The 19163-nt window shown below is 60.0% G+C and carries 18 protein-coding genes; 7 read left to right on the top strand and 11 right to left on the bottom strand.

Annotation, left to right across the window (positions count from 1 at the left end; all coding sequences use genetic code 11):
• The gene (locus tag ACR0DA_RS13565; protein WP_170391501.1) at positions 1 to 3081 is read right to left on the bottom strand and encodes an ABC transporter transmembrane domain-containing protein; all 3081 of its coding nucleotides are present in this window, start codon (positions 3079 to 3081) and stop codon (positions 1 to 3) included.
• Positions 3082 to 3326: 245 nt separating this feature from the next.
• On the opposite strand from ACR0DA_RS13565, the gene ACR0DA_RS13560 reads away from it, so the two are divergent.
• The 3 genes from ACR0DA_RS13560 to ACR0DA_RS13550 all read left to right on the top strand — a co-directional run bounded on the left by ACR0DA_RS13560 (position 3327) and on the right by ACR0DA_RS13550 (position 6096).
• On the top strand, positions 3327 to 4088 hold the full coding sequence (locus tag ACR0DA_RS13560; protein ID WP_480754453.1) for a DUF6478 family protein: 762 nt from the start codon (positions 3327 to 3329) through the stop codon (positions 4086 to 4088).
• Between the two features lie 11 nt (positions 4089 to 4099).
• A complete protein-coding gene (locus tag ACR0DA_RS13555; protein ID WP_480643320.1) occupies positions 4100 to 4459 on the top strand; it encodes a hypothetical protein in 360 nt (119 codons plus the stop codon).
• A 110-nt stretch (positions 4460 to 4569) separates the two neighbouring features.
• A complete protein-coding gene (locus ACR0DA_RS13550; protein WP_480754452.1) occupies positions 4570 to 6096 on the top strand; it encodes an MFS transporter in 1527 nt (508 codons plus the stop codon).
• Between the two features lie 54 nt (positions 6097 to 6150).
• On the opposite strand, the gene ACR0DA_RS13545 is transcribed toward ACR0DA_RS13550, so the two are convergent.
• The 7 genes from ACR0DA_RS13545 to ACR0DA_RS13515 all read right to left on the bottom strand — a co-directional run bounded on the left by ACR0DA_RS13545 (position 6151) and on the right by ACR0DA_RS13515 (position 13450).
• Entirely contained in the window at positions 6151 to 7497 is a 1347-nt protein-coding gene (locus tag ACR0DA_RS13545) for a S41 family peptidase (RefSeq protein ID WP_170525885.1), read from the bottom strand.
• Positions 7498 to 7503: 6 nt separating this feature from the next.
• Complete coding sequence (locus ACR0DA_RS13540; RefSeq protein WP_480754451.1) at positions 7504 to 8637, bottom strand: murein hydrolase activator EnvC family protein; 1134 nt, start codon at positions 8635 to 8637, stop codon at positions 7504 to 7506.
• Positions 8634 to 10151, bottom strand: coding sequence for a 2,3-bisphosphoglycerate-independent phosphoglycerate mutase (gene gpmI / locus ACR0DA_RS13535; protein ID WP_480754450.1), 1518 nt, complete (start codon positions 10149 to 10151; stop codon positions 8634 to 8636). The genes ACR0DA_RS13540 and gpmI overlap by 4 nt, the downstream gene beginning before the upstream one ends.
• A gap of 92 nt (positions 10152 to 10243) precedes the next feature.
• Positions 10244 to 11911 carry a sulfatase-like hydrolase/transferase gene (locus tag ACR0DA_RS13530; RefSeq protein ID WP_480754448.1) on the bottom strand — a complete coding sequence of 556 codons (1668 nt, stop codon included), beginning with the start codon at positions 11909 to 11911 and terminating at the stop codon, positions 10244 to 10246.
• Entirely contained in the window at positions 11912 to 12157 is a 246-nt protein-coding gene (nqrM, locus tag ACR0DA_RS13525) for a (Na+)-NQR maturation NqrM (RefSeq protein WP_480754446.1), read from the bottom strand.
• A 15-nt stretch (positions 12158 to 12172) separates the two neighbouring features.
• On the bottom strand, positions 12173 to 13198 hold the full coding sequence (locus tag ACR0DA_RS13520; RefSeq protein ID WP_480754445.1) for an FAD:protein FMN transferase: 1026 nt from the start codon (positions 13196 to 13198) through the stop codon (positions 12173 to 12175).
• Between the two features lie 66 nt (positions 13199 to 13264).
• Positions 13265 to 13450, bottom strand: coding sequence for a hypothetical protein (locus tag ACR0DA_RS13515; RefSeq protein ID WP_480754443.1), 186 nt, complete (start codon positions 13448 to 13450; stop codon positions 13265 to 13267).
• A 125-nt stretch (positions 13451 to 13575) separates the two neighbouring features.
• Here ACR0DA_RS13515 and ACR0DA_RS13510 point away from each other — a divergent pair, with 125 nt between their 5' ends.
• Together ACR0DA_RS13510 and ACR0DA_RS13505 are read left to right on the top strand one after the other, a co-directional pair.
• On the top strand, positions 13576 to 14100 hold the full coding sequence (locus tag ACR0DA_RS13510; protein ID WP_480754441.1) for a CBS domain-containing protein: 525 nt from the start codon (positions 13576 to 13578) through the stop codon (positions 14098 to 14100).
• An 86-nt stretch (positions 14101 to 14186) separates the two neighbouring features.
• Positions 14187 to 14366 carry a hypothetical protein gene (locus ACR0DA_RS13505; RefSeq protein ID WP_170367297.1) on the top strand — a complete coding sequence of 60 codons (180 nt, stop codon included), beginning with the start codon at positions 14187 to 14189 and terminating at the stop codon, positions 14364 to 14366.
• Here the strand turns inward: ACR0DA_RS13505 and ACR0DA_RS13500 are convergent.
• The 3 genes from ACR0DA_RS13500 to ACR0DA_RS13490 form a co-directional block, all read right to left on the bottom strand.
• A complete protein-coding gene (locus ACR0DA_RS13500; RefSeq protein WP_480754439.1) occupies positions 14350 to 15339 on the bottom strand; it encodes a GNVR domain-containing protein in 990 nt (329 codons plus the stop codon). The genes ACR0DA_RS13505 and ACR0DA_RS13500 overlap by 17 nt on opposite strands.
• 765 nt (positions 15340 to 16104) lie before the next feature.
• Positions 16105 to 16608: a sugar transferase gene (locus ACR0DA_RS13495; RefSeq protein ID WP_480754438.1), complete on the bottom strand. Its 504-nt coding sequence runs from the start codon at positions 16606 to 16608 to the stop codon at positions 16105 to 16107.
• Positions 16609 to 16724: 116 nt separating this feature from the next.
• Positions 16725 to 17525, bottom strand: a complete 801-nt coding sequence (locus tag ACR0DA_RS13490; RefSeq protein WP_170599974.1) for a metallophosphoesterase family protein — start codon at positions 17523 to 17525, stop codon at positions 16725 to 16727.
• Positions 17526 to 18073: 548 nt separating this feature from the next.
• Between ACR0DA_RS13490 and ACR0DA_RS13485 the strand changes: the two genes are divergently transcribed.
• Together ACR0DA_RS13485 and ACR0DA_RS13480 are read left to right on the top strand one after the other, a co-directional pair.
• Positions 18074 to 18568: a phage head spike fiber domain-containing protein gene (locus ACR0DA_RS13485; protein WP_480754713.1), complete on the top strand. Its 495-nt coding sequence runs from the start codon at positions 18074 to 18076 to the stop codon at positions 18566 to 18568.
• 29 nt (positions 18569 to 18597) lie between these two features.
• Positions 18598 to 19026: a phage head spike fiber domain-containing protein gene (locus ACR0DA_RS13480; protein ID WP_480754436.1), complete on the top strand. Its 429-nt coding sequence runs from the start codon at positions 18598 to 18600 to the stop codon at positions 19024 to 19026.
• The last annotated feature ends 137 nt before the right edge of the window (positions 19027 to 19163 follow it).

Below are 19163 nucleotides of genomic sequence, written 5' to 3'. Positions count from 1 at the left end.
CTAACCGCCCGCCCCGGTCTCGGCTTCGGGTGTCAACGGGGTATTAGACAGCAACAGTCGTTCCGAGACAGTTGTCAGATACCCGGCCACCGTTTCGAGAAGGCGCATCGAAACAGCCGCGTCACCCTCTACCACGGCGCGCAGCTCTTCCGCGCCGATCCGCAGGAACGAACAGTCGGTCATCGCAACGAGGTCAAGTTGCCGAGGCGCGCCGGTGATGATCGACAGGTCGCCGATCAGACGGCCTGGCTCGACGACGGAGATGTTGCGCTTTTCGCCGTCCGGCATCGTCCATTCCAGGCTCGCCTGCCCGGAGATGCACAGATAGGCAGCGTCGGGCGTTTGCCCGCGCGAGAATATGGTCTGCCCCGCCGCCGCGTCGTACCATTGCGCCGAAAAGGCCAGCAGACGCTGGTGTTTTCCGTCAAGCCTCGAAAACAGTTCGGTTGCCGAAATGATCTTGAGTTTTCGGCTGAAGTCTTCGGGTTGTTCGTCATCCGCCTCGACCTTGGAACGCGATACACCGTCGATTCGGCCGTCCTTGATTTCCACGTACATGTCATAGGCTTCGGGATGGCCAAAATGATCTTCCATGAAGATCATGACCGAGTCAGGAAGCAACTCACGCAGCTTGAGGCGCGTACGCAGACGGCTTTCCGAATCGTGGCTGGCAAGGACCTTGTCCAGGATCAGGATGTCGGGCCGCTTGATCGCTGCCCGTGAAAACGCGGCACGTTCCTGGAAAACCGTGGGCAGGTTGGCCCCGCCAAGACCGGTCGGCAGATCGTAGATGATAGCCGCCAGGCGACGGGTGAGACCGGCCTCGATCAGGACTTCGGCTACGGCATCCTCGATCTCTTCGGCATGTGCCCCGGCCATCAGCGACACGCGGCCATACAGGGCATTTTCCATGACGGTCAGGCGCGGAACATAGGTTTCGGGTGCCACGGGAATGAACAGCCCGTCGAAAGATGCGTGCAGGTTTTGGGCCTGCGTGCGCCGGATCGAAAGGATCTTTTCCTTGTACTCCTCGGGGAAACTGGGGCCGATCTGTTCGGCGGTCAGCATGAACGGCACCGTCAGCAACAGTGCCATTTCACGTTCGGACAGGGTTGCCTCACCTTTCGACATGCGGCGTTCGTCGATGTCGAGCAGTCGATGGTACATGTCCTTGGACATGCCCAAACGCAGGAACAGCGGGTGATCCGTCCCTTCTCGGCCGAATGTTTTCCGCAGCGTGCTGAGGACCGCCGTCGCGATGCTTAGGGCGTCCTTGTCCAGATCATGGGCCCGCAGCATGGCAAGAAATCGAGCGTCCCCGGCTAGGATGTCCGGTGAGATGTTGCGCGACGGTGAGGCAAACAGAAGGTTGCCCCCCAAAGGTACGGCTGGGTTGAACCGGTCCGGATCGAACCGGTAAACGTATTTGTCCAAGCCCTTTTCCTTGAGACGCGCTGCAACCTTGTCGCGCGCATCCACGATCGCCTTGGCCAGATGGGGGTGCAGTTCGGGATCGAATTGCGACCGCAACGTCCTCCGGAACATGAATTCGTCGATGCCCATCGCCTCGACCAGTTCGAACCACCAATCCCGGATCTCGTCGATGCTCTGTAGCCCGGCAAGGCGTGGGTCGACCCATTCGTCCTCCAGCAGGTCCGGGGAGTTGCCGGCGCGCACGGCTTCGACCTGATAACGTGATGGAGCCTTCAGAGCTTCGGTCTCGTGCTGGGGATGGGGACGCAAAGGCATCAGCAGGTTGTCCCCAAGCGTGCCGTTGAACAAGTAGGGTCGCGAGTGGGCATAGCCGACACGGGCGGCGATCACCGCCTGATGGAGTTCGCGAAGGTTGTGCCCAGACAGAAGGACCTCGCCCTGAACCGGCAGGATCTCGCGGATCAGCAACTGGGCCAGCGCCTGTCTTTCCGAGTCGTGCGAGGCCTTGATGGCGACCCGAGCGCCCTTTGGGATCGTCAGGTCGATGTCTTCAAGGATCAGCTTGCCGTCCTCGTCGCGCACCGTGACATTGCGCAATTCGATGTCGCCCTGCAGGTGCGGGATGCTCTCCGGTTCGCCATAGAACAGTTCTTCGGGGATCATGTTCTCGGGTGCAAACCGTTCGGTGACGACCTGCCAGCGCAACGACATGTCCTGAACCTGATTGTAATAGGTCAGCAGATCGCGCCAAGGGCCGCTGAGGTCCTTGTACGCCCCCAGCGCCGCAACCAGCGCACCGACTGTCACTTCGCCCGTGATCGCGAGATAGCCGCCGACCGAATAGAACAGAAACGGCGTCATCTGCGTGATCAGGTTGTTGAGGAACTTCATGAAGAATTTCTTGTTGTAGATCCGGACCCGGATATCGAACAAGGTTCCCAGACGATGACTGAACTGCGCCAGCCGATAGCGCCAACCACCGTTCGCGCGCAGGTCGCTGATACCGGCGGCGGTTTCGCCGATCTCGGTGCTCAGGTGACGGATCTCCTGAATACGGTCCTTGTTCAAAAGGTTGATCTGACGCTGCAGGCGCGGGATCAGCCAGGCTTGCAGCGGAATCAGCGCGATCGAGGCCAGCCCGAACCAGACGCTCTGCATGAACAAGAAAGTGACAATCGTCATCATCTGACCGAACTGAAAAACCGGCTGGGCGATCGCGTCGCCCATCAGTCCACCCATCGGTTCCGCTTCGGACGATATCATCGACACCAGCTCGCCCTGGCTTGTGGTCGAGAAATACGGTTTGGGGAAGCGCAGCATCCGGCTGATCAGGGTGAATCTGAGCCGACGCAACATGCGTTCGGCCAGGATCCCCTTCATGGTGTTGATGCGCATCTTCATGAGGCCGCCAGCGAGGACGGTTCCCAAGAAGGCAAAACACAGGATCAGCAGGTATTGGACCTGGGTCACCTTCGTGCCGAACAGCGTTACCGTGTTTCCGGTCGCGCCGATGGCGTCGTTGATGATCTGCTTTGGCAGTTCAAGCGAGGCATAGAGAAACGGAAACGAAAGTACGGTCAACAGCAGCAGAATGAATTGCTGTTTCTTGGAATGTTTCCAGATGAACGCGAATAGGGTGGGTTCCATGCCCCGGCCTCGTCTTGTTTTTTGGACTGCGGCCCGTTGCGGAGGATCCACGGCGACCGGGTGCCTGACGGTAAGCTTTGCCCCGTGCTATTTCAAGAACGTGCCCCGGCGTGATCTTGCAAAAATCCGGCCGGCAGGACCGGCGTCGTTCACAATTCGGGAATTTTGCAGTGCTATCTGTCGAAGGCGGGTTTATTCCGCCCGCGGAATCCGACTAAAGAGGTGCAGTTTCAAGCACTGGGCACATGAGCAGACTTCTGGATCGGTATTTCAGCCGCAAGGCAGTTGGGCACTGGAAACGGACGGCGCAGAACGCGCCGCACGAAGACCTGCCCCTGCTTCGCCAGCAGCGTGATCAGGCGCGAGTGCTTCGCGCCCAACTTGATCGGCTGATCCAGATTGCGGACGGGCGCCTGACCCGCCCGCATATCGGCACCCAGAATTTCCCCAGACCGCTTGGCACGGATTGGGCATGGCGCCCGGATTTGTGGGGCAGCCCCCTGCCCGTTACGGGCCTGGTATCAGTGTCCCGCAAGGCGCAGCTTGATGACAGCGTGGCGCTTTTCCATGACTGTCCGCTGGCCGAGATTGCAGTCCGGCAAATCCGCAACAGCGGGGAAAAGGACCTGGCGCCTTTCAGCCTGGCGATCGACGTATTCAGCTTTCAAGGCTCGTTCCTCTCCGTGTCTGTCGAGATTCCGGGCAGCGCCGCCGAGGGTCTGACGCGGCAACACCTGGTCCGGACCCATGTGACGGTCGACAGTGAACGCCCGGCCGAGGTCTTTGCCAGGCTGAATATCCAGAATGGACCGAATACCGAGCAGGTGCTGCGAAAGCTGGAACCGAAAGATGCGACATCCGACATCGATTTTGATCTTGCGCATCTGTCCTTGAACGAACGTCGCATCGAGAAGATGTGGCTGGACCTTATCATCCAGGATCCTGGTATGAACCGTGTGGTGCTGCGGGATTTGACCCTGTGCCGCCATCATCGCGCTGACTTGTGAAAGGAAAGGCCATGGTGGAAACAAAACTCGTCCCGATCCGGTTCGAAGACGGCGTATGGGAAGGCCACTTTTCAGGAAGTACCGCACCCCAACTTGAAGCCCGGTACCGGGATCAGGTCCTGCAAGGTATCGAGGTTTCCGAGGCCGAAGGTGGCTGGCATGTTCGGGTTCCCGTACCAATGGCCCTGTTGTCCGAAGGTGTCCACAGTGTGATTATCCTCGACAGCGCTTCACAGGAAAAAGTGGGCGACATCACCGTAATCGCGGGCGCGCCGGCCGTAGGCGATATCCGAGCCGAGATGGACCTGCTGCGCGCCGAACTTGATCTTCTGAAGCGCGTGGTGCGTCGGTTGAGCGCTGGTCAGGGTTGATCGGCCAAAAGCCTGCAGGATCTACGTAATCGAAACCTGCTTGGACGCATTCCTATCTTTTTTGCTGAATTCATGCATGATTGAGCCGCCAAGGAAACTCAGGGGGCCGAATGGAACGTGACAGCATTATCAAGGTCATAGCGCTGATGGTAACGGCGTTTGGCATCGGCATAGACTTTACCGGTGCGCTGATGCTGGTTCCGGCGATCGAAAACTCGTTTGATGCCGATATCACGAGTACTCAGTGGGTGTTGAACATCTACGCGCTGTTCTTCGCCATGACGATGGTCGCAGGCGGCCGGCTGGGCGATATGTACGGTCATCGCAAGATCATGATCATCGGATTGTCGCTGTTTCTTTTCGCCTCGGTCATGTGTTTCGTATCTCCCAGCCTTGATTTCCTGATCGGCGCACGCGCGCTTCAAGGTATCGGCGCGGGATGCGTGTGGCCGTGCACGCTGGCCTTCGGGGCAACGAGGGTATCCCGTGAGGAACACCGTGCGATGGTCATGGGGTTGATCCTTGCCGGTGTCACGACGGGCAACGTATTTGGTCCGATGATCAGCGGGTTTGTCGTCAATCTTGGGGATTGGCGCCTGTTCTTTCTGGCGAATGTCGTCTTCTCGTGCATCTCGATGGCCACGGCAGTCCTGCTGATGCAGCGTGACCAGACCCACAAGACGGGTGAGCACATCGACTTTGCCGGAATGGGTGTCCTTTCTTTTGCTGTCCTGCTGCTGCTGTACGCGCTTGATGTCGGGTCGGACTGGGGCTGGCTGTCGGTTCCGCTGATGTTTCTGTTTTTCCTCAGCGCGTCGCTGTTTCTGTTGTTCCCACGCGTGGAAAAACGGGTGAAAGAACCGCTATTGCTGCCGCAGATGATGCAAAATCCGCAATTTCGCATCACCTTGGGGCTGAACATGTTCAACGTCTCGGCGGCCTTTGTGGGATTGCTGTATTTTCCGCAATATATGCAAAAGGTTCTTGGTTGGTCAGTGTTTGAATCCGCTCTGGGCCTTGCGCCGCTGACCGTTCTTTTGGCGGTCGGGTCGATCGTCTCTGGCACCTTGTACAATGATTTCGGACCCAAGCGCCTGCTGTTCTGGGGGTATCTCTGCGCTACGATAGGCGCGGCCAGTGTCGTCGTGATGCCGGCCGGGCTGGGGTATTTCCAAATTCTTCCGGGGATGGCTCTGATCGGATTGGGAGCGACACTGACGGTTGGCCCGTCGGGCACCGCCGCCGTTTGCGCCGTCAAGCCCGAACGCGCTGGCCTGGTTGGCGGTCTGAGCTTCATGGTGCACTTGGTCTATGGCGCCATTTCGGTCGCCTGCGCGACGGCCATCATGTACATGGTCAGCCTGTCCAGCTTTCGCGAGCACCTTGCCAAGGCCAGCATCGACATGTCCCTGGCCGATCAAAAAGCCATCAATGGCGGTACATTGACGACCAAGACCGCGCACGCTGTCATGCAGAAATTCAGCGCGCCCGAGGCCGAAAAGATCAAATCCGCGTTGTCGATGGCTTTTGACAGCGGGATGGACATGGCTTTTGTGTTTTCAACGCTGTCGGTGTCGATCGGCCTGGTTCTGGCGCTGATGCTGGACGAAAAGAAACTGCACAAAATCGAGAGCTGAGCCAAAAGAAAAGGCCGCGGAAAACCGCGGCCCTTCGGTCATTGTTTGCGCAGCTTACTGCGATGCCCGCTCTGTCGGATTGAAGGCGGACAGGCCTTTGAGAATGTCGATCGCATAGGCCAGCTGGTAGTCCTCGTTGCGCAGTTCGGCGGTTTCTTCCGCTTTGGTGCGGTCTTCCTCGATCTGGCGGATTTCATCCTCGGTCAAACTGTCATTGTTCAGGCTGCCCCGCAGGTCGGCCTCGGACCGGGTGCGGGCGTTGCTTTCTTCCTCTTCCTCAGCCTCGGGACGGACGCGGGGCTGTTCCACGATGATGTCGGGGCTGACACCCAAAGCCTGGATCGACCGACCCGACGGGGTGTAGTAGCGCGAGGTGGTCAGACGCATCGCCCCGTCGCCACGCAGCGGCATCACGGTTTGAACCGATCCTTTGCCGAAGCTTTTGGTGCCGACGACGATCGCGCGGTGGTGATCCTTCAATGCACCTGCAACAATTTCGGAAGCCGACGCCGATCCGCCGTTGATCAGCACTACGATCGGCTTGCCTTGGGCAAGATCACCCGGGGTTGCGTTGAAGCGTTCACCATCTTCGGGATTGCGCCCACGGGTCGAGACGATCTCGCCTTCGTTCAGGAATGCGTCCGATACCTTGATGGCTTGGGTCAACAGCCCGCCGGGGTTGTTGCGCAGGTCCAGAACAAAGCCGTTCACCTTGTCGATGCCGCCAGCTTCGGCGATCTGCTTTTCCAAGCCCTCTTTCAGGTTCGGGAAGGTCTGATCGTTGAAGGTGGTCACACGAAGCACCACGCTGGCTCCTTCGGTGCGGGCGCGAACGGCGGTCAGTTTGATCGTGTCGCGGATGATGGTCACATCGAATGGGTCGGGTTCGCCTTCCCGCACGACGGTGATGACGATTTCCGAACCGACCGGGCCGCGCATCAGGTCGACTGCTTTGTCCAGCGTCAGACCCAGGATGCTTTCGCCGTCCACATGAGTAATGAAATCGCCGGCCTCGATGCCCGCTTCGTCCGCAGGCGTGCCGTCAATCGGCGAGACGACTTTGACGAAGCCATCCTCTTGGGTGACCTCGATGCCCAGCCCACCGAATTCACCGCGCGTCTGCACGCGCATCTGCTCGGCGTCGTCCGGGGAAAGATAGCTTGAATGCGGATCCAGCGACGTCAACATGCCGTCGATCGCAGCCTCGATCAGTTCTTCGGGGGCGACTTCCTCAACATACTGGGCGCGGATCCGTTCGAAGATATCTCCGAACAGGTCAAGTTGTTCATACACTCCGGCCTTGTTTTCGGCCTCTTGCGCCAGCAGTGGCCCGGCGATCTGGGTAGTCGCAATAATCCCTGCCACGGTGCCGGCCAGACCGGCCATCACAAATCTCTTCATACTCGTCTATCCATCCTTGTCAGGCCGGAACCATGATTCCGGATCCACGGGGCTATTGTTCTCTCTTACCTCTATATAGAGCGTTTCTGGACGATCAGTTCCAGTGCCATCACCGCTTGTTGACAAAATCGCGCCGATTTCTGGTGTTTGACCGGGCATCAGGCCCACTGGTGTTCCTTCGGGGATCACCTGACCGGGGTCCCCATACACCTCCTGAAGGCCGGAGAAGACAAAAAGCAAACCGGGCTGCGGTTCCAGGATCACAAGGTTTCCAAGGTCCAGAAGCGGCCCTCTGTATCGGATCGTGGCCGCTGTCGGCGACAGCACCAATGCACGTGGTCTGGTTCCCAGTACAAGCCCCGGACGCGTGACCCCTGCGGCGTCCGTTTCGCCGGAACGATGGAGTATGACGCCTTGGGTCGGCAGCGGAATTTGTCCTTTCAGTTGGGACACATCCGCGTTCGAGGCTATGATTTCTCCATCCGATATCTCAGATAGACCGTTGGCGAAACCATCCAGAGTCTCCGTTGATGAGATCAGGATGGCTGTCCGTACCGGGTCTTCAATGAAGCGGCGCGGCAGGTCGGTACGATCCGCTATGGCCTCGCTCAGCTTCGTCCTGGCGTTCTGCACGCCTTCCAACCCTTCGGTCAGCGTGTCCGCAGCGCTTTGTTGCAAGCGGCGCAGGGTCTGCACCTCGTCCAGATCCCGGGCCAGCGCCTGGGCTCTGGTGTTCAGGCCAGGGGTGACTTCGGACAGCATCATCCCGGTGCGCGCCGCCCCCAGCGGCCCGGCCGGGTGCAGCATCAGAACCGGTGGCGCCGTGGTTTCGATGGTTTGCAGCACGCCCAGCAACTGGCGGATTTCGCGTTCGCGCGCGTTCAACTCGGCGGTCAGCTGGCTTTCGCGCAAAGCCGCTCGGCGCAGCCCGTCGCGCATGGCGGCCAGCCCGGCCTCGTAGGCCTGGATCGTCTCGGTCAGGGCACGCACGCGGTCGCGGGCGGTTTCGGCCTCGGTCAGCGCGATCGAGGCCTGTTCCAGCATCTGCGCTGCCTCCAGTGCCGCCTGCGCGGGGTCCGGCGCGGCCCGGACCGCCTGCCCCGCCATCAGGGCCGCCAGAAGAAGCGCGCGCAGCCTCATGACAGCAGGCTCTGACCCGTCATTTCCGGCGGCTTGGGCAGGCCCATCAGGTCCAGCACCGTAGGCGCCAGATCGGACAGGCGACCTTCGCGCAGGGTTGCGCCCTCGGGTCCGCCAACCAGCGCCACGGGTACCGGGTTCAGGGTGTGAGCGGTATGCGGCCCGCCTGTTTCGGGGTCGATCATGGTTTCGCAGTTGCCGTGATCGGCCGTCACGATCATGGCACCGCCTGCCTTTTCAAGCGCGGCGACCACGCGGGACAGGCCTTGGTCAACGGCCTCGCAGGCCTTGATCGCGGCCTGCAGGTCACCGGTATGGCCCACCATGTCGGGGTTGGCATAGTTGGTGACGATCAGGTCATAGCCGCCCTCGATCGCCTCGACGAAATTGTCCGTCACCTCTCCGGCCGACATCTCGGGCTGCAGATCATAGGTCGCCACCTTGGGCGACGGGGCCATATAGCGATCCTCGCCGGGCTCGGGGGTTTCCTTGCCGCCGTTCAGGAAGAACGTGACATGGGGGTATTTCTCGGTTTCGGCCAGGCGGAACTGGCGCAGGCCCTGCTTGGCAACCCATTCGCCCAGCGTGTTCACGATCTCGCGCTTGGGGAAAACGGTCGTCATGTAGGCATTGTGGCCGTCGGAATATTTCACCATGCCCAGCAGCGCCGACAGGTGCGGGCGCGGGCCGGTGTCGAATTCGGAAAATCCCGGTTCGCCGATGGCGCGCAGGATCTCGCGTGCACGGTCGGCGCGGAAATTGAGGCAGAAGAAGCCGTCGCCGTCGCGGACGCCCTCGTAGCCGGGCAGAACTGTGGGCGCGATGAACTCGTCCGTTTCGCCCCGGTCGTAGGCGGCCTGAATCGCAGCGCTTGCGGTATCAGCCCGCGCGCCTTCACCTTTGATGATCGCGTCATAGGCGCGACCGACCCGTTCCCACCGGTTGTCGCGGTCCATGGCATAATACCGCCCCGAGACGGTGACGACGCGCGCGTTCGCAGGCAGGCGGCGCTCCAGCTCGGCCAGGAAGTCCAGCGCCGATTTCGGGGCCACGTCGCGTCCGTCGGTGATGGCGTGCAGCGCCACCGGCACGCCCGCCTCGGTGATCGCTGTCGCGGCGGCGACGATATGGTTCAGGTGCCCATGCACCCCGCCATCCGAGACCAGCCCCATCAGATGCGCGATTCCGCCCGCCGCCTTCACCTTGGCGACAAAGTCCTGCAGCGCAGCGTTTTCAAAGAACGAGCCATCCTCGATCGCAAGATCGATCTGGCCCAGATCCATGGCCACGACCCGCCCGGCCCCGATATTGGTGTGCCCGACCTCGGAATTCCCCATCTGGCCGCTGGGTAGACCCACATCCGGGCCATGGGTGATCAGCCGCGCGTGCGGACCCTTGGACATGATCGCGTCGAAGGTGGGCGTGTGGGCCAGATAGGGCGCATTGGCCTGCGTGTCGTCGGACAGACCCCAACCATCAAGGATACACAGGACGACGGGTTTGGGTGCGCTCATGTCGGGTCTCCGGTAACTGCTCTTGTCCGTTCTTCTATCCCCTGCCCGCCGCATCGTGAACCGCCTTTTGCGGCGATGCGCCCCGCGCGGGACTATTTCCTGATCTGCTGCCAGGGCCGCGCCTTGCGGCCGCGATACTTGACCGTCAATTCAGGCGGGGCGTCGCTTTCGTCATAGGCCCCAAGGACCACGCCCTTGCCGCGACTTTTGGTGCGCATCTCGACCAGCTCGGCCGCCGAGCGCGTGGTGCGCTGCGACGGGCGCCGGGCCCAGGCGAACAGATGGTCATACATCTGCGCGATCACATCAGCATGAGCCGCGCTGTCGCCCAGATCGGTTAGCTCGCCTGGGTCGTTTTCCAGATCGAACAGGATCGGGCGGAACCCGCCTTCGCAATGGATCAGCTTCCACTTTTTCGTGGCCACCATGAACATCGCCGCATCACGCACCGACACGCCCAGCGTTTCCGCGATGGGCGAGGCCGAATAGTCGTATTCGCAGATCACGAATTGGCGCGGGGTCTCGGCCGCCTGCCCGTGCAGGATGGGCAGCAGCGAGTGGCCTTCCAGGATATGATCAGGCACCGCACCGCCCGCGACCTCGACGAATGTCGGGGCCAGGTCGATCGACTCGACCAGCGCGTCGCAGGTGGTGCCGCGCGTGGCATCGGCCTGTTCGGACGGGTCGTAGATGATCAGCGGCACCTTGGTCGAAGCGTCGTGGAAGAACGTCTTTTCGCCCATCCAGTGATCGCCCAGAAAATCGCCATGGTCCGAGGTCAGCACAATCATCGTGTCGTCCATGCGGCCGGTCTGCTCCATCCAGTCCAGCAGTCGCCCGATCTGGTCGTCGGCCTGCTTGATCAGGCCCATATAGGCGGGGATCACGGCTTCGCGCACATCCTGCCGCCAGAAGGTCTGGCCGATCTTGGTATGCATGAAGGCGCTCAGCACGAGGTGCGCGTCGGCCCGTTCGGCCTCAGACCGATTGGGCGGCAGAACATGCTCGGGCCCGTACATCGAGGCATAGGGCTCGGGGACGATATAGGGCCAGTGCGGCTTGATGTAGCTCAGGTGGCAGCACCATGGGCCGTCATGGGTTTCCATGAATTCCATGCCGCGCGTGGTCAGATAGGGGGTCTCGCTATCTTCCTCGGCAATGTTCGCGGCCTGCGGCGCGTTCTTAAGGAACCAGCCCGACAACACGTTTCCATCGGCATCCAGGCCGGAATTGGCAAAGTCGTGCCAGGGGTTGTCGCCGTCATAGCCCTTGTCGGCCAACCAAGCGTTGTAGGCCCTAGCTCCATCAGGGTCATAGAACCCGTCGGGGCCTTCGGGACGCATCCCGTCGTCGCGCTCGTACACGTCGAAACCGCATTCGGCCACGCGGGCGCCGATCAGGCTATCGGACTCCAGGCCCAGCCGCGCCATGCCTTCGGCGTCGGCGCGCATATGGGTCTTGCCGACCAGCCAGCAGTCCATCCCCGCCTTGCGCAGGTGGTCGCCCATGGTCAGCTCGCCAACCTTCAGCGGGATGCCGTTCCACGAGGCGCCGTGCGACTGCACATAGCGCCCGGTATAGGTGGACATGCGCGAGCTGCCGCAGATCGGCGACTGGATATAGGCCCGCGAGAACTGCACGCCGCGCGCGGCCAGCCGGTCGATATTGGGCGTGTGCAGATGTGGATGGCCGTAACAGCTCAGGTAATCCCAGCGCAGCTGGTCGAACATGATGAACAGGATGTTGCGGGCCTTGGCCATTCAGTGCTGCGCGTCCTGGCTTTCCATCTGTTCCACCATCCGGCGGGCGCGCTTGCATTGCAGCTTGTCACGCAGGGGGCTGTTGGGGTCCACGTCCTTTTGGCAAACCACGCATTTGTCGGCGCCCGAGATCGCGTTCAGCCCGCCGCAGCTGCCCTTGATGGTCTTGCCCATCAGCATCACGCCCAGCGACATGCCGACCATGATGATCAGCAGTAGAACAAACGCGAGGATAAAGGTGCTCATCGGTCGGCCCGCCCTTCAGTTCGATCCCAGCGCATCCTTGAACGCGCTGCTTTGTACCGTGATATAGGCATCTTCGCCGCCTGTCACATCCCTCGAGATGAAAAACACCGCCAAACCCAGCTGATCGGCCAGTTTCAGCCCCCGCTCCTGCCCCAGTGCTAGCATCGCGGTGGCCCAGGCATCGGCCAGCATCGCATTTTCAGCCAGAACCGTACTCGAGGTCGTCCGATGAGTGATCGGGCGTCCGGTGGTCGGGTCGATGATATGCGAATACCGCACCCCGTCCTGTTCGAAAAAGTTCTTGTAATCGCCCGAGGTCGCCATGCCGCGGTTGTCCAGCGGCACGATGAACTGCACGGTCTGCGACCCGGTTTCGGGCTTTTCGATGCCGATGCGCCAGGCCTCGCCCTTATCGTTCTGACCACGGGCCACCAGATCGCCGCCGATCTCGACCATGTAGTTCTCGATGCCGGCCTCACGCAGCGTCTCAGCCACAGCGTCGATCCCGTACCCCTTGGCGATGGCCGACAGGTTGATCCCAACGCCCGGCTGCGCCTTGGCCAGCGTCCCGGTCTGCGCATCCAGCGTCAACAGGCGCGCCTGGCCCACCTGTTCCAGTGCCGCCGCGATCTCGGTGTCCGAAGGTACTGGGTCTTCGGGCTTGCGCGGGCCGAAGCCCCACAGCTCGATCAACGGGCCAAGCGTCACGTCGAACACGCCGCCGCTTTGGTCGTGCACCTGGTTGGCCGCCTCGATCACGTAGGCGAATTCCTTTGACACCGGCATCGGGTCGGTGCTGGCTGAGGCGGAAAAGACCGAGACCTCGGAGTTCGGGTCCCAGTTGGACATCTTGGCGTTCACCTGCGCCAGCGTTTCCTCGACGTCGGCGGACAGAGCAGCCTCGTCCAGATCCTCGCCGATTGCGGTGATGTGATAGGTCGTGCCCATAGTTTCGCCGGACAGACGGACAATCTCGGGCTCCTCGTCGAACAGACAGCCAGAAACAACAAGCGGCAGGGCCAGAGCAAGCAGTCGGCGCATGGGGCGATCTCCTGGAAATGTGTTGCCCGGCATATGCCAGCGGCCCCACCCAGAGTCAAACCTGCGTCAGGGCGCCAGCGGCAGGAAGCCAAGGACCAGCAGCCCGACCGCAGCGGGCACTCCAAACAGCCACGCATGTTTCTGCCAACCCGGGGGCTGTTCTTTCCACAGTTTGCGGAAATTATGCCCGCAGATCACGACCAGAAGGAAGATCAGGGCGGCAACCGCAGGAGAGAGATGGAGTTGGGTCACGGGGTCCGGTTTTTCCTTGCGACCCGGCGCGGTTGCACCGGTTTTTGAATTTGCACCCTATACAGGTTTCTCTGCTGCGATAAGGTGGTGAGGACAGCCTGTAGCGTTGAAGGAGGAGACCGCCCATGGCCCCAAGCTCTTACCAGCCCCCGACACGTGGCGACAAGGCCGGGTCAAGCACTTACAGCCAATCCGCCGAGTCGAATTTGTCACATACTCAGACCACTGTCGCCAAATTGCTGGAAGGAAAAGGTGATGCGGTGTTTTCGGTTCGGCCGAATGACACCATCCATTCGGTGGTCGAAATTTTAAAGGAGAAACGCATCGGGGCGGTTGTCGTCACCGATCAGAACGGCGCACTCCAGGGAATCCTTTCCGAGCGGGATATCGTTCGCCGCATGGCGGATACTCCGGGTCAGACGCTGCCACAGTCGGTCGAGGCGCTGATGACACGCGAGGTGCGGACCTGCACGCCGGACAATCTGCTGATGGATGTGCTGAAGACGATGACCGAGGGGCGATTCCGCCACATGCCGGTTCTTCGCGACGGCAAGCTTTGCGGCATGATCACCATCGGCGATGTCGTGCATTTCCGCCTGAAAGAGCTGGAATACGAAGCCCTGCGCATGAAGCAGATGATCGTCGGCTAGATAGTCGCACGTTGTAGTAACGGGCATATGCCCCATAGGACTGACCGCCTGCCTTGGTCTGCTTTCGGGCAGACCCCAGGTCCGAGATGACCAGCACGGTGACCTGCAAGTTCACGCTGGAAAACTCGCGCAGCGCTTGTGCCAACTGGGCGCGGGACGTGGTGGCCGGTGCAACCGACAGAAGGATCGCGTCACAGGCCTGCCCGATTGCCCGGACGTCAGAAACGGCCAAAACCGGCGGGCTGTCGATCAGAATATTGTCGTAGTCTGCCCGCAACCTCTGCGTGAGGTCATGAAAGCGCGAAGACAAAAAATATCCGCGGCGCTGCGTGTGCTGCGCTCGCCCATCAGAACATTGACCGACAACCGGGTGTCGGTACGTAGAAGGTTGCCCAAGGGTGTCCCTCCGGTCAGCGCTGTGACCAGCCCACCGTTCGGGTTGTCTGGAAAATACTCCCTGAAAGACAGGCTCCGGATGTCGGCTTCGACCAGCAGAACAGATCGACCGAGCCCCGCCAGGCTTTGCGCGAGGGCAATCGACATCGTGATCTTACCCTCATCCGGTACCGACGAGGTGCACAGAATGACCTGTGGTTGAGCGTCCGAATTTGGTGACAGTACAGACGTTCGCAGGTTTCTGGCCGCTTCCGATAGCGGCGACGTCGAATTTGTCGATAGGTACCCGACCAACCGACTGTGCTGGCGGGTCGGTGCCAATCGCAAATGCCCCAGAACCGGTACGCTGGTGGCCATCTCCAGATCGGCCCCAGCCGGAACCGCGGATTGCCGGATTTGCTGGACAAGAATGATGCCCAGCCCCAAAGCCACCCCGGCGATCACCCCAAGAAACATGATCAGACCAGAACGCGGTGCAACTTGTTTACCCGGAGTGGCTGTCGAAATTATGCGGCTGTCCGGCGTTTGTGCGCCCTGTTGGACGGCGGCTTCCTCCAGTCTGGAAATAAAGGTTTCGTGCAGCAACCGGGTTACACGGGCGTCGCGCTCGAACTGGCGCAGTTCGGCTGTCACACTGGCATTCTGGGCGATCAATTCTGAAACACATTCGGCGAGAGCTATCCTTGCTGCTGCGTCCCTCGTGGCTACCTGCCTTGAAAGGCTGGTGGGAAGGCGACCATGAATGACTTCCTGAACCTCGCCTTTGAAGGGTTCGGGGTCCAAGTCAACAAGTGTCTGGTCCAGTTGGTCAAGCTCTTGAAGACGGCTTTGCAGATTGGCCAACCTTGTTCGGGTTTCGAAAAGGTGCGCGGCCAGTGCTTCGGGGCTGGCGACCGCAGGACCTTGATGGCGTCCTCCTGCCGGGCGATTTCCTGCTCCAGCCCGGTCACCGGATCCGAAAACCATGAAACAGTTTCGGCCGGCCATTCGGCTTTCTGCGTTGATCTGATCCCGAACGAAAAGCATGGCCAAGGTATCCGTAATCTGAGCCGACTTCTGAGGGTCGTTGGTTGTTGCGCTGATCGTATGACATCTGAATTGAGGACGTTTTCGATAGATACCGCCTTTGTGACGTTTTCCGCGACAATGCCCAGGGCTTCGCTATCCGACCGGTTCGCCGGATTTTGCCAAAATACGGTCCAACGCGATGCGAGGATGGCTGGATTGAACCATGGATCATCCTGGAGGTTTAGCTCCAGCGCCGGGCTATGCATCAAACGAGCAGAGCCAAGGATTTCGACTTGGGTATTGATGGCGGAGATGTCGACACCTAGCCCGTCATGGCTTGCGACGGCACGTCGGAATAGCCCGCAGAGCGTGTCAGAACCAACGTCGTTTCGGACCGGAAGCGGGGTTCTATCGCAAAGGGCGAGATCCCCAATCCCAGCAAAAGACCGAGACCCGCGCAGCCGGCGATTGTGTATCTGTCCGGCCATCACAGCCGGGCAAAGGCCAGCAGAACCAAACCGTCCACGGTTTTCTCGCGCCTGTTCGCGCCATGAGGTTTTTCGTCGGTCGTGTTAGGCCTTTGCATGTGCTTGTGTTCTGTCACCGTTTCTTGGCGTCAATTGCCCTTGAACTCTGCAACCGCCTGCAGCGTCCGCCAAATAATCCAAAATTCGAATGCAAGGCTCGGATTATTGATGTAGTAGTGGTCGGTCCAAAATTTTTCCGAATATCTTCAAGACTTTGTGCGTGCCCGACTTCGGTCTGGGCATAGCCGCTGATTCCGGGGCGGACGCCAAGCCGGGCGCGGTAACCGGGCCATAGGGGCCCCCTGATCTTACCGTGACCAGGCTTCATTGAACGGAATTTGTAGGCGACAAACGCTCTTCCTCCTCTGCCCGTGCGGATCTGGCAAAACAACAAGGGCCCTCGGTTTAGAATGTGGTTCATGACGAGCAACAGGACTGCGCAAACCGCCAGGAGTGGCAACAGGGCCAGAGAAACAGCAACATCCATGAAGCGTTTGGTGATACTGAATGTCAGACCTACGCGCGGCGCGGCAAAACCGGAAAAAGCTGCCTGGGAACTAACAATATCGATGCTCATCCATCCCACCCTGAGCGTCTGATATCGCGTAGGCTCAGCGAGAGTTTCGCTGCGGAATGGTAAATACCGAGCTAATGTTAATAGAGTATTTAGAGATCATCATTTGACCATGGCCATCATGCCCGACCGGCGGTGTCCGAGGCTTCATTGCCGGGGCCGGTTGATACGAAATTGACGATGCCCGGGCTGATGTCTGCCGCCGTGAGCCGACCGGTCGCAAACGCGCCGGTATCGATCGAAATCACCCGCCCACTGACTTTTGGATCTGGGACGATGGTATGCCCGTGCACGACCCATTGGCCATCCAATCGAGCGGTGGGCAGGAAATTGGGGTGCCCCCACAAACAGACATGGCGCGGTTGGTCATCGATTGGCAGAGCCGGATCAAGGGCCGCGTGGACGATCGAGACATTCCCGCTTGACCAGGTCAGTGGCCGGTTCTCGAGCCAAGTCAGAACCGGGTCGCCAATCACAGACCGCAACTGATGCGAGATTTGGACAGCATCTTCGCCCATTGTCGCTTCGGTTATTCCCGTCAGGCCGAACGACGCGAGTGTCTGAAGCCCACCGTTTCCCAGCCACAAGCGACTGGTCCGCTTGGGTTCCTCGATAAATCGAAGCAGCATCTCTTCATGATTGCCCAGCAGACAAATCACTTCACGCTCGCCGTTTTCCGAAAGATGCCGCAGGTGATGCAAAACCTGAGCGCTGTAATCTCCACGGTCGACATAGTCCCCGACAAATACCAGAGGAATGTCTGGATCGAGCCGGGTCAGCAGTTGCTGCAACAGGTCCAGTCGCCCGTGTATGTCACCAACGACATAGAACCGCTGATCGGGTGCGAGGGTCTCCAGCAGCGATTCCTGCTCAGGCTCGTCCGTGCCTCGCCTGAGTTTTTTGATCCACGATCCTATCATCAGACCTGTTCCCTATCGCGCTGTGGCCCAGGCAGCAATGGCGGACAGGGCCGGCTGACGCCACCGCCGTAGTTTTGAACAACAGGTTATTGAGGCGGGCGGGTAACGCAAGGGTCCTCGGCATTAGAGTGGCCGCCGAAAAACAACAGGAGCTTTCCATGCTGTCGATGACTTACAAACCGGCCGCGCAGTGGTCTGTCTAAAACCGCCACGATGCGGCCGCGGACCAGGATATTCTTCTCAGCAACGTCGGTGGTGCATCGATCCGGTTTGAAATCACCGCTGACGATGCCATCCCTGAATTGGAAGCGGCTTTGAGTCACACGGTTCAATCGGGGCGGTCTTTTGCGATGCAGATGAAAGCTGGCGAGCGTCTATGGCTGGTCGGTGACAATGCCAAGGCAACTGTTTTGGTTGGAACTGTTTTGGTTGGATAAGCCATGAAACCAGGAGGACGTTTCAAAAGAGGCTGGCTTGCCTTCAACGGTCGAAGGTAGTCTTTGCCCAACCCTTGGGGCCCCTACATAGCTGGCGGTCTTGTACCAGATGTGGTTTCGGATTTCCGGACCAATCTGCATCGCGGGTTGAACGGCCAAGCGGTTGCGTTCGCGGACTTGTTTGATTTTTTGCGCTCCACCGTCGTTACTTGCACCAATTCGTCCGGTGTGGTGTCGACCGCGGCTATTGGAAAGCCGCGGTACGACCACGTGTTCGAGGATGGGCAATGGCTCAGCCGCGGGCTGTTGATCGAGGGCCACGCAAGGACAAACCTGCTGCGTTGGACAAGTGATTTTGGCAATTCCGCCTGGTCCCGCACACGGTCGAGCATTACACCGAACGCGGGTTTCAGTACGGATGGGTCAATGTCGGCAACGCGCTTGACCAGCACCGCCTCGACATACGACGGCGCGGTTCGGCAGTCCGTGAGCTACACTTCGGGCGACACTCTGACGTTTTCGATTTACGCCAAGGCCGGAGACCGGCCCTATGTTTTTTACGTGAACGAACGCGCGGATTATTTAAGGATACCTATTTCGATCTGACGAACGGGGTAACCGGCACGGTGAATTATGTGCATACCGCGCAGATCCAGAATGCTGGAAACGGTTGGTATCACTGCGCGATCACCGTAGTAGCCACCCAGTCGGCAGGTACAGACTTCGAGATTTACAGCTCTGAGGACGACTACGATACCAGCTCGACCCAACCGGTATACGTGCTGATCTGGGGCGCTCATTTGGAGAAAGGTCACGGCCCCTCGTCATACATCGCGACACAGGATACCCCAGTCCAGCGGGCGGGTGATGTTCTATCCATGTTTTGCGGCCATCTTTCAGATCCCAGTGCATCCGTCGTCGTGTCCCTCACTCTGTCAGGGAATCTGCAGATTGTTCAGGGGACAGGACCAGTCTCATTACTTTACTGGACCGATCCATCAGGCGAACGCATCGAGTTCCACGTCGAGGCTGACACGGTCACGACCGGGCAACTGGTGGTCTAACAAACCGCTGGTGGAACAGCCACTTCGGTGGCTTCCGGGATGGGCGTCATTGTTGCGGGTCGAGACCATCCTGTGTCGATTGCATCCCGCCACACGCCAACTGAATGCGGCATTGCTGCATCAGGGTCGTTGCCCGA

Source organism: Ruegeria sp. CI8, from assembly GCF_056536865.1.
The sequence above is the reverse complement of the archived record's forward strand: the minus strand, read 5'-3'. Positions and strand labels throughout refer to the sequence as shown.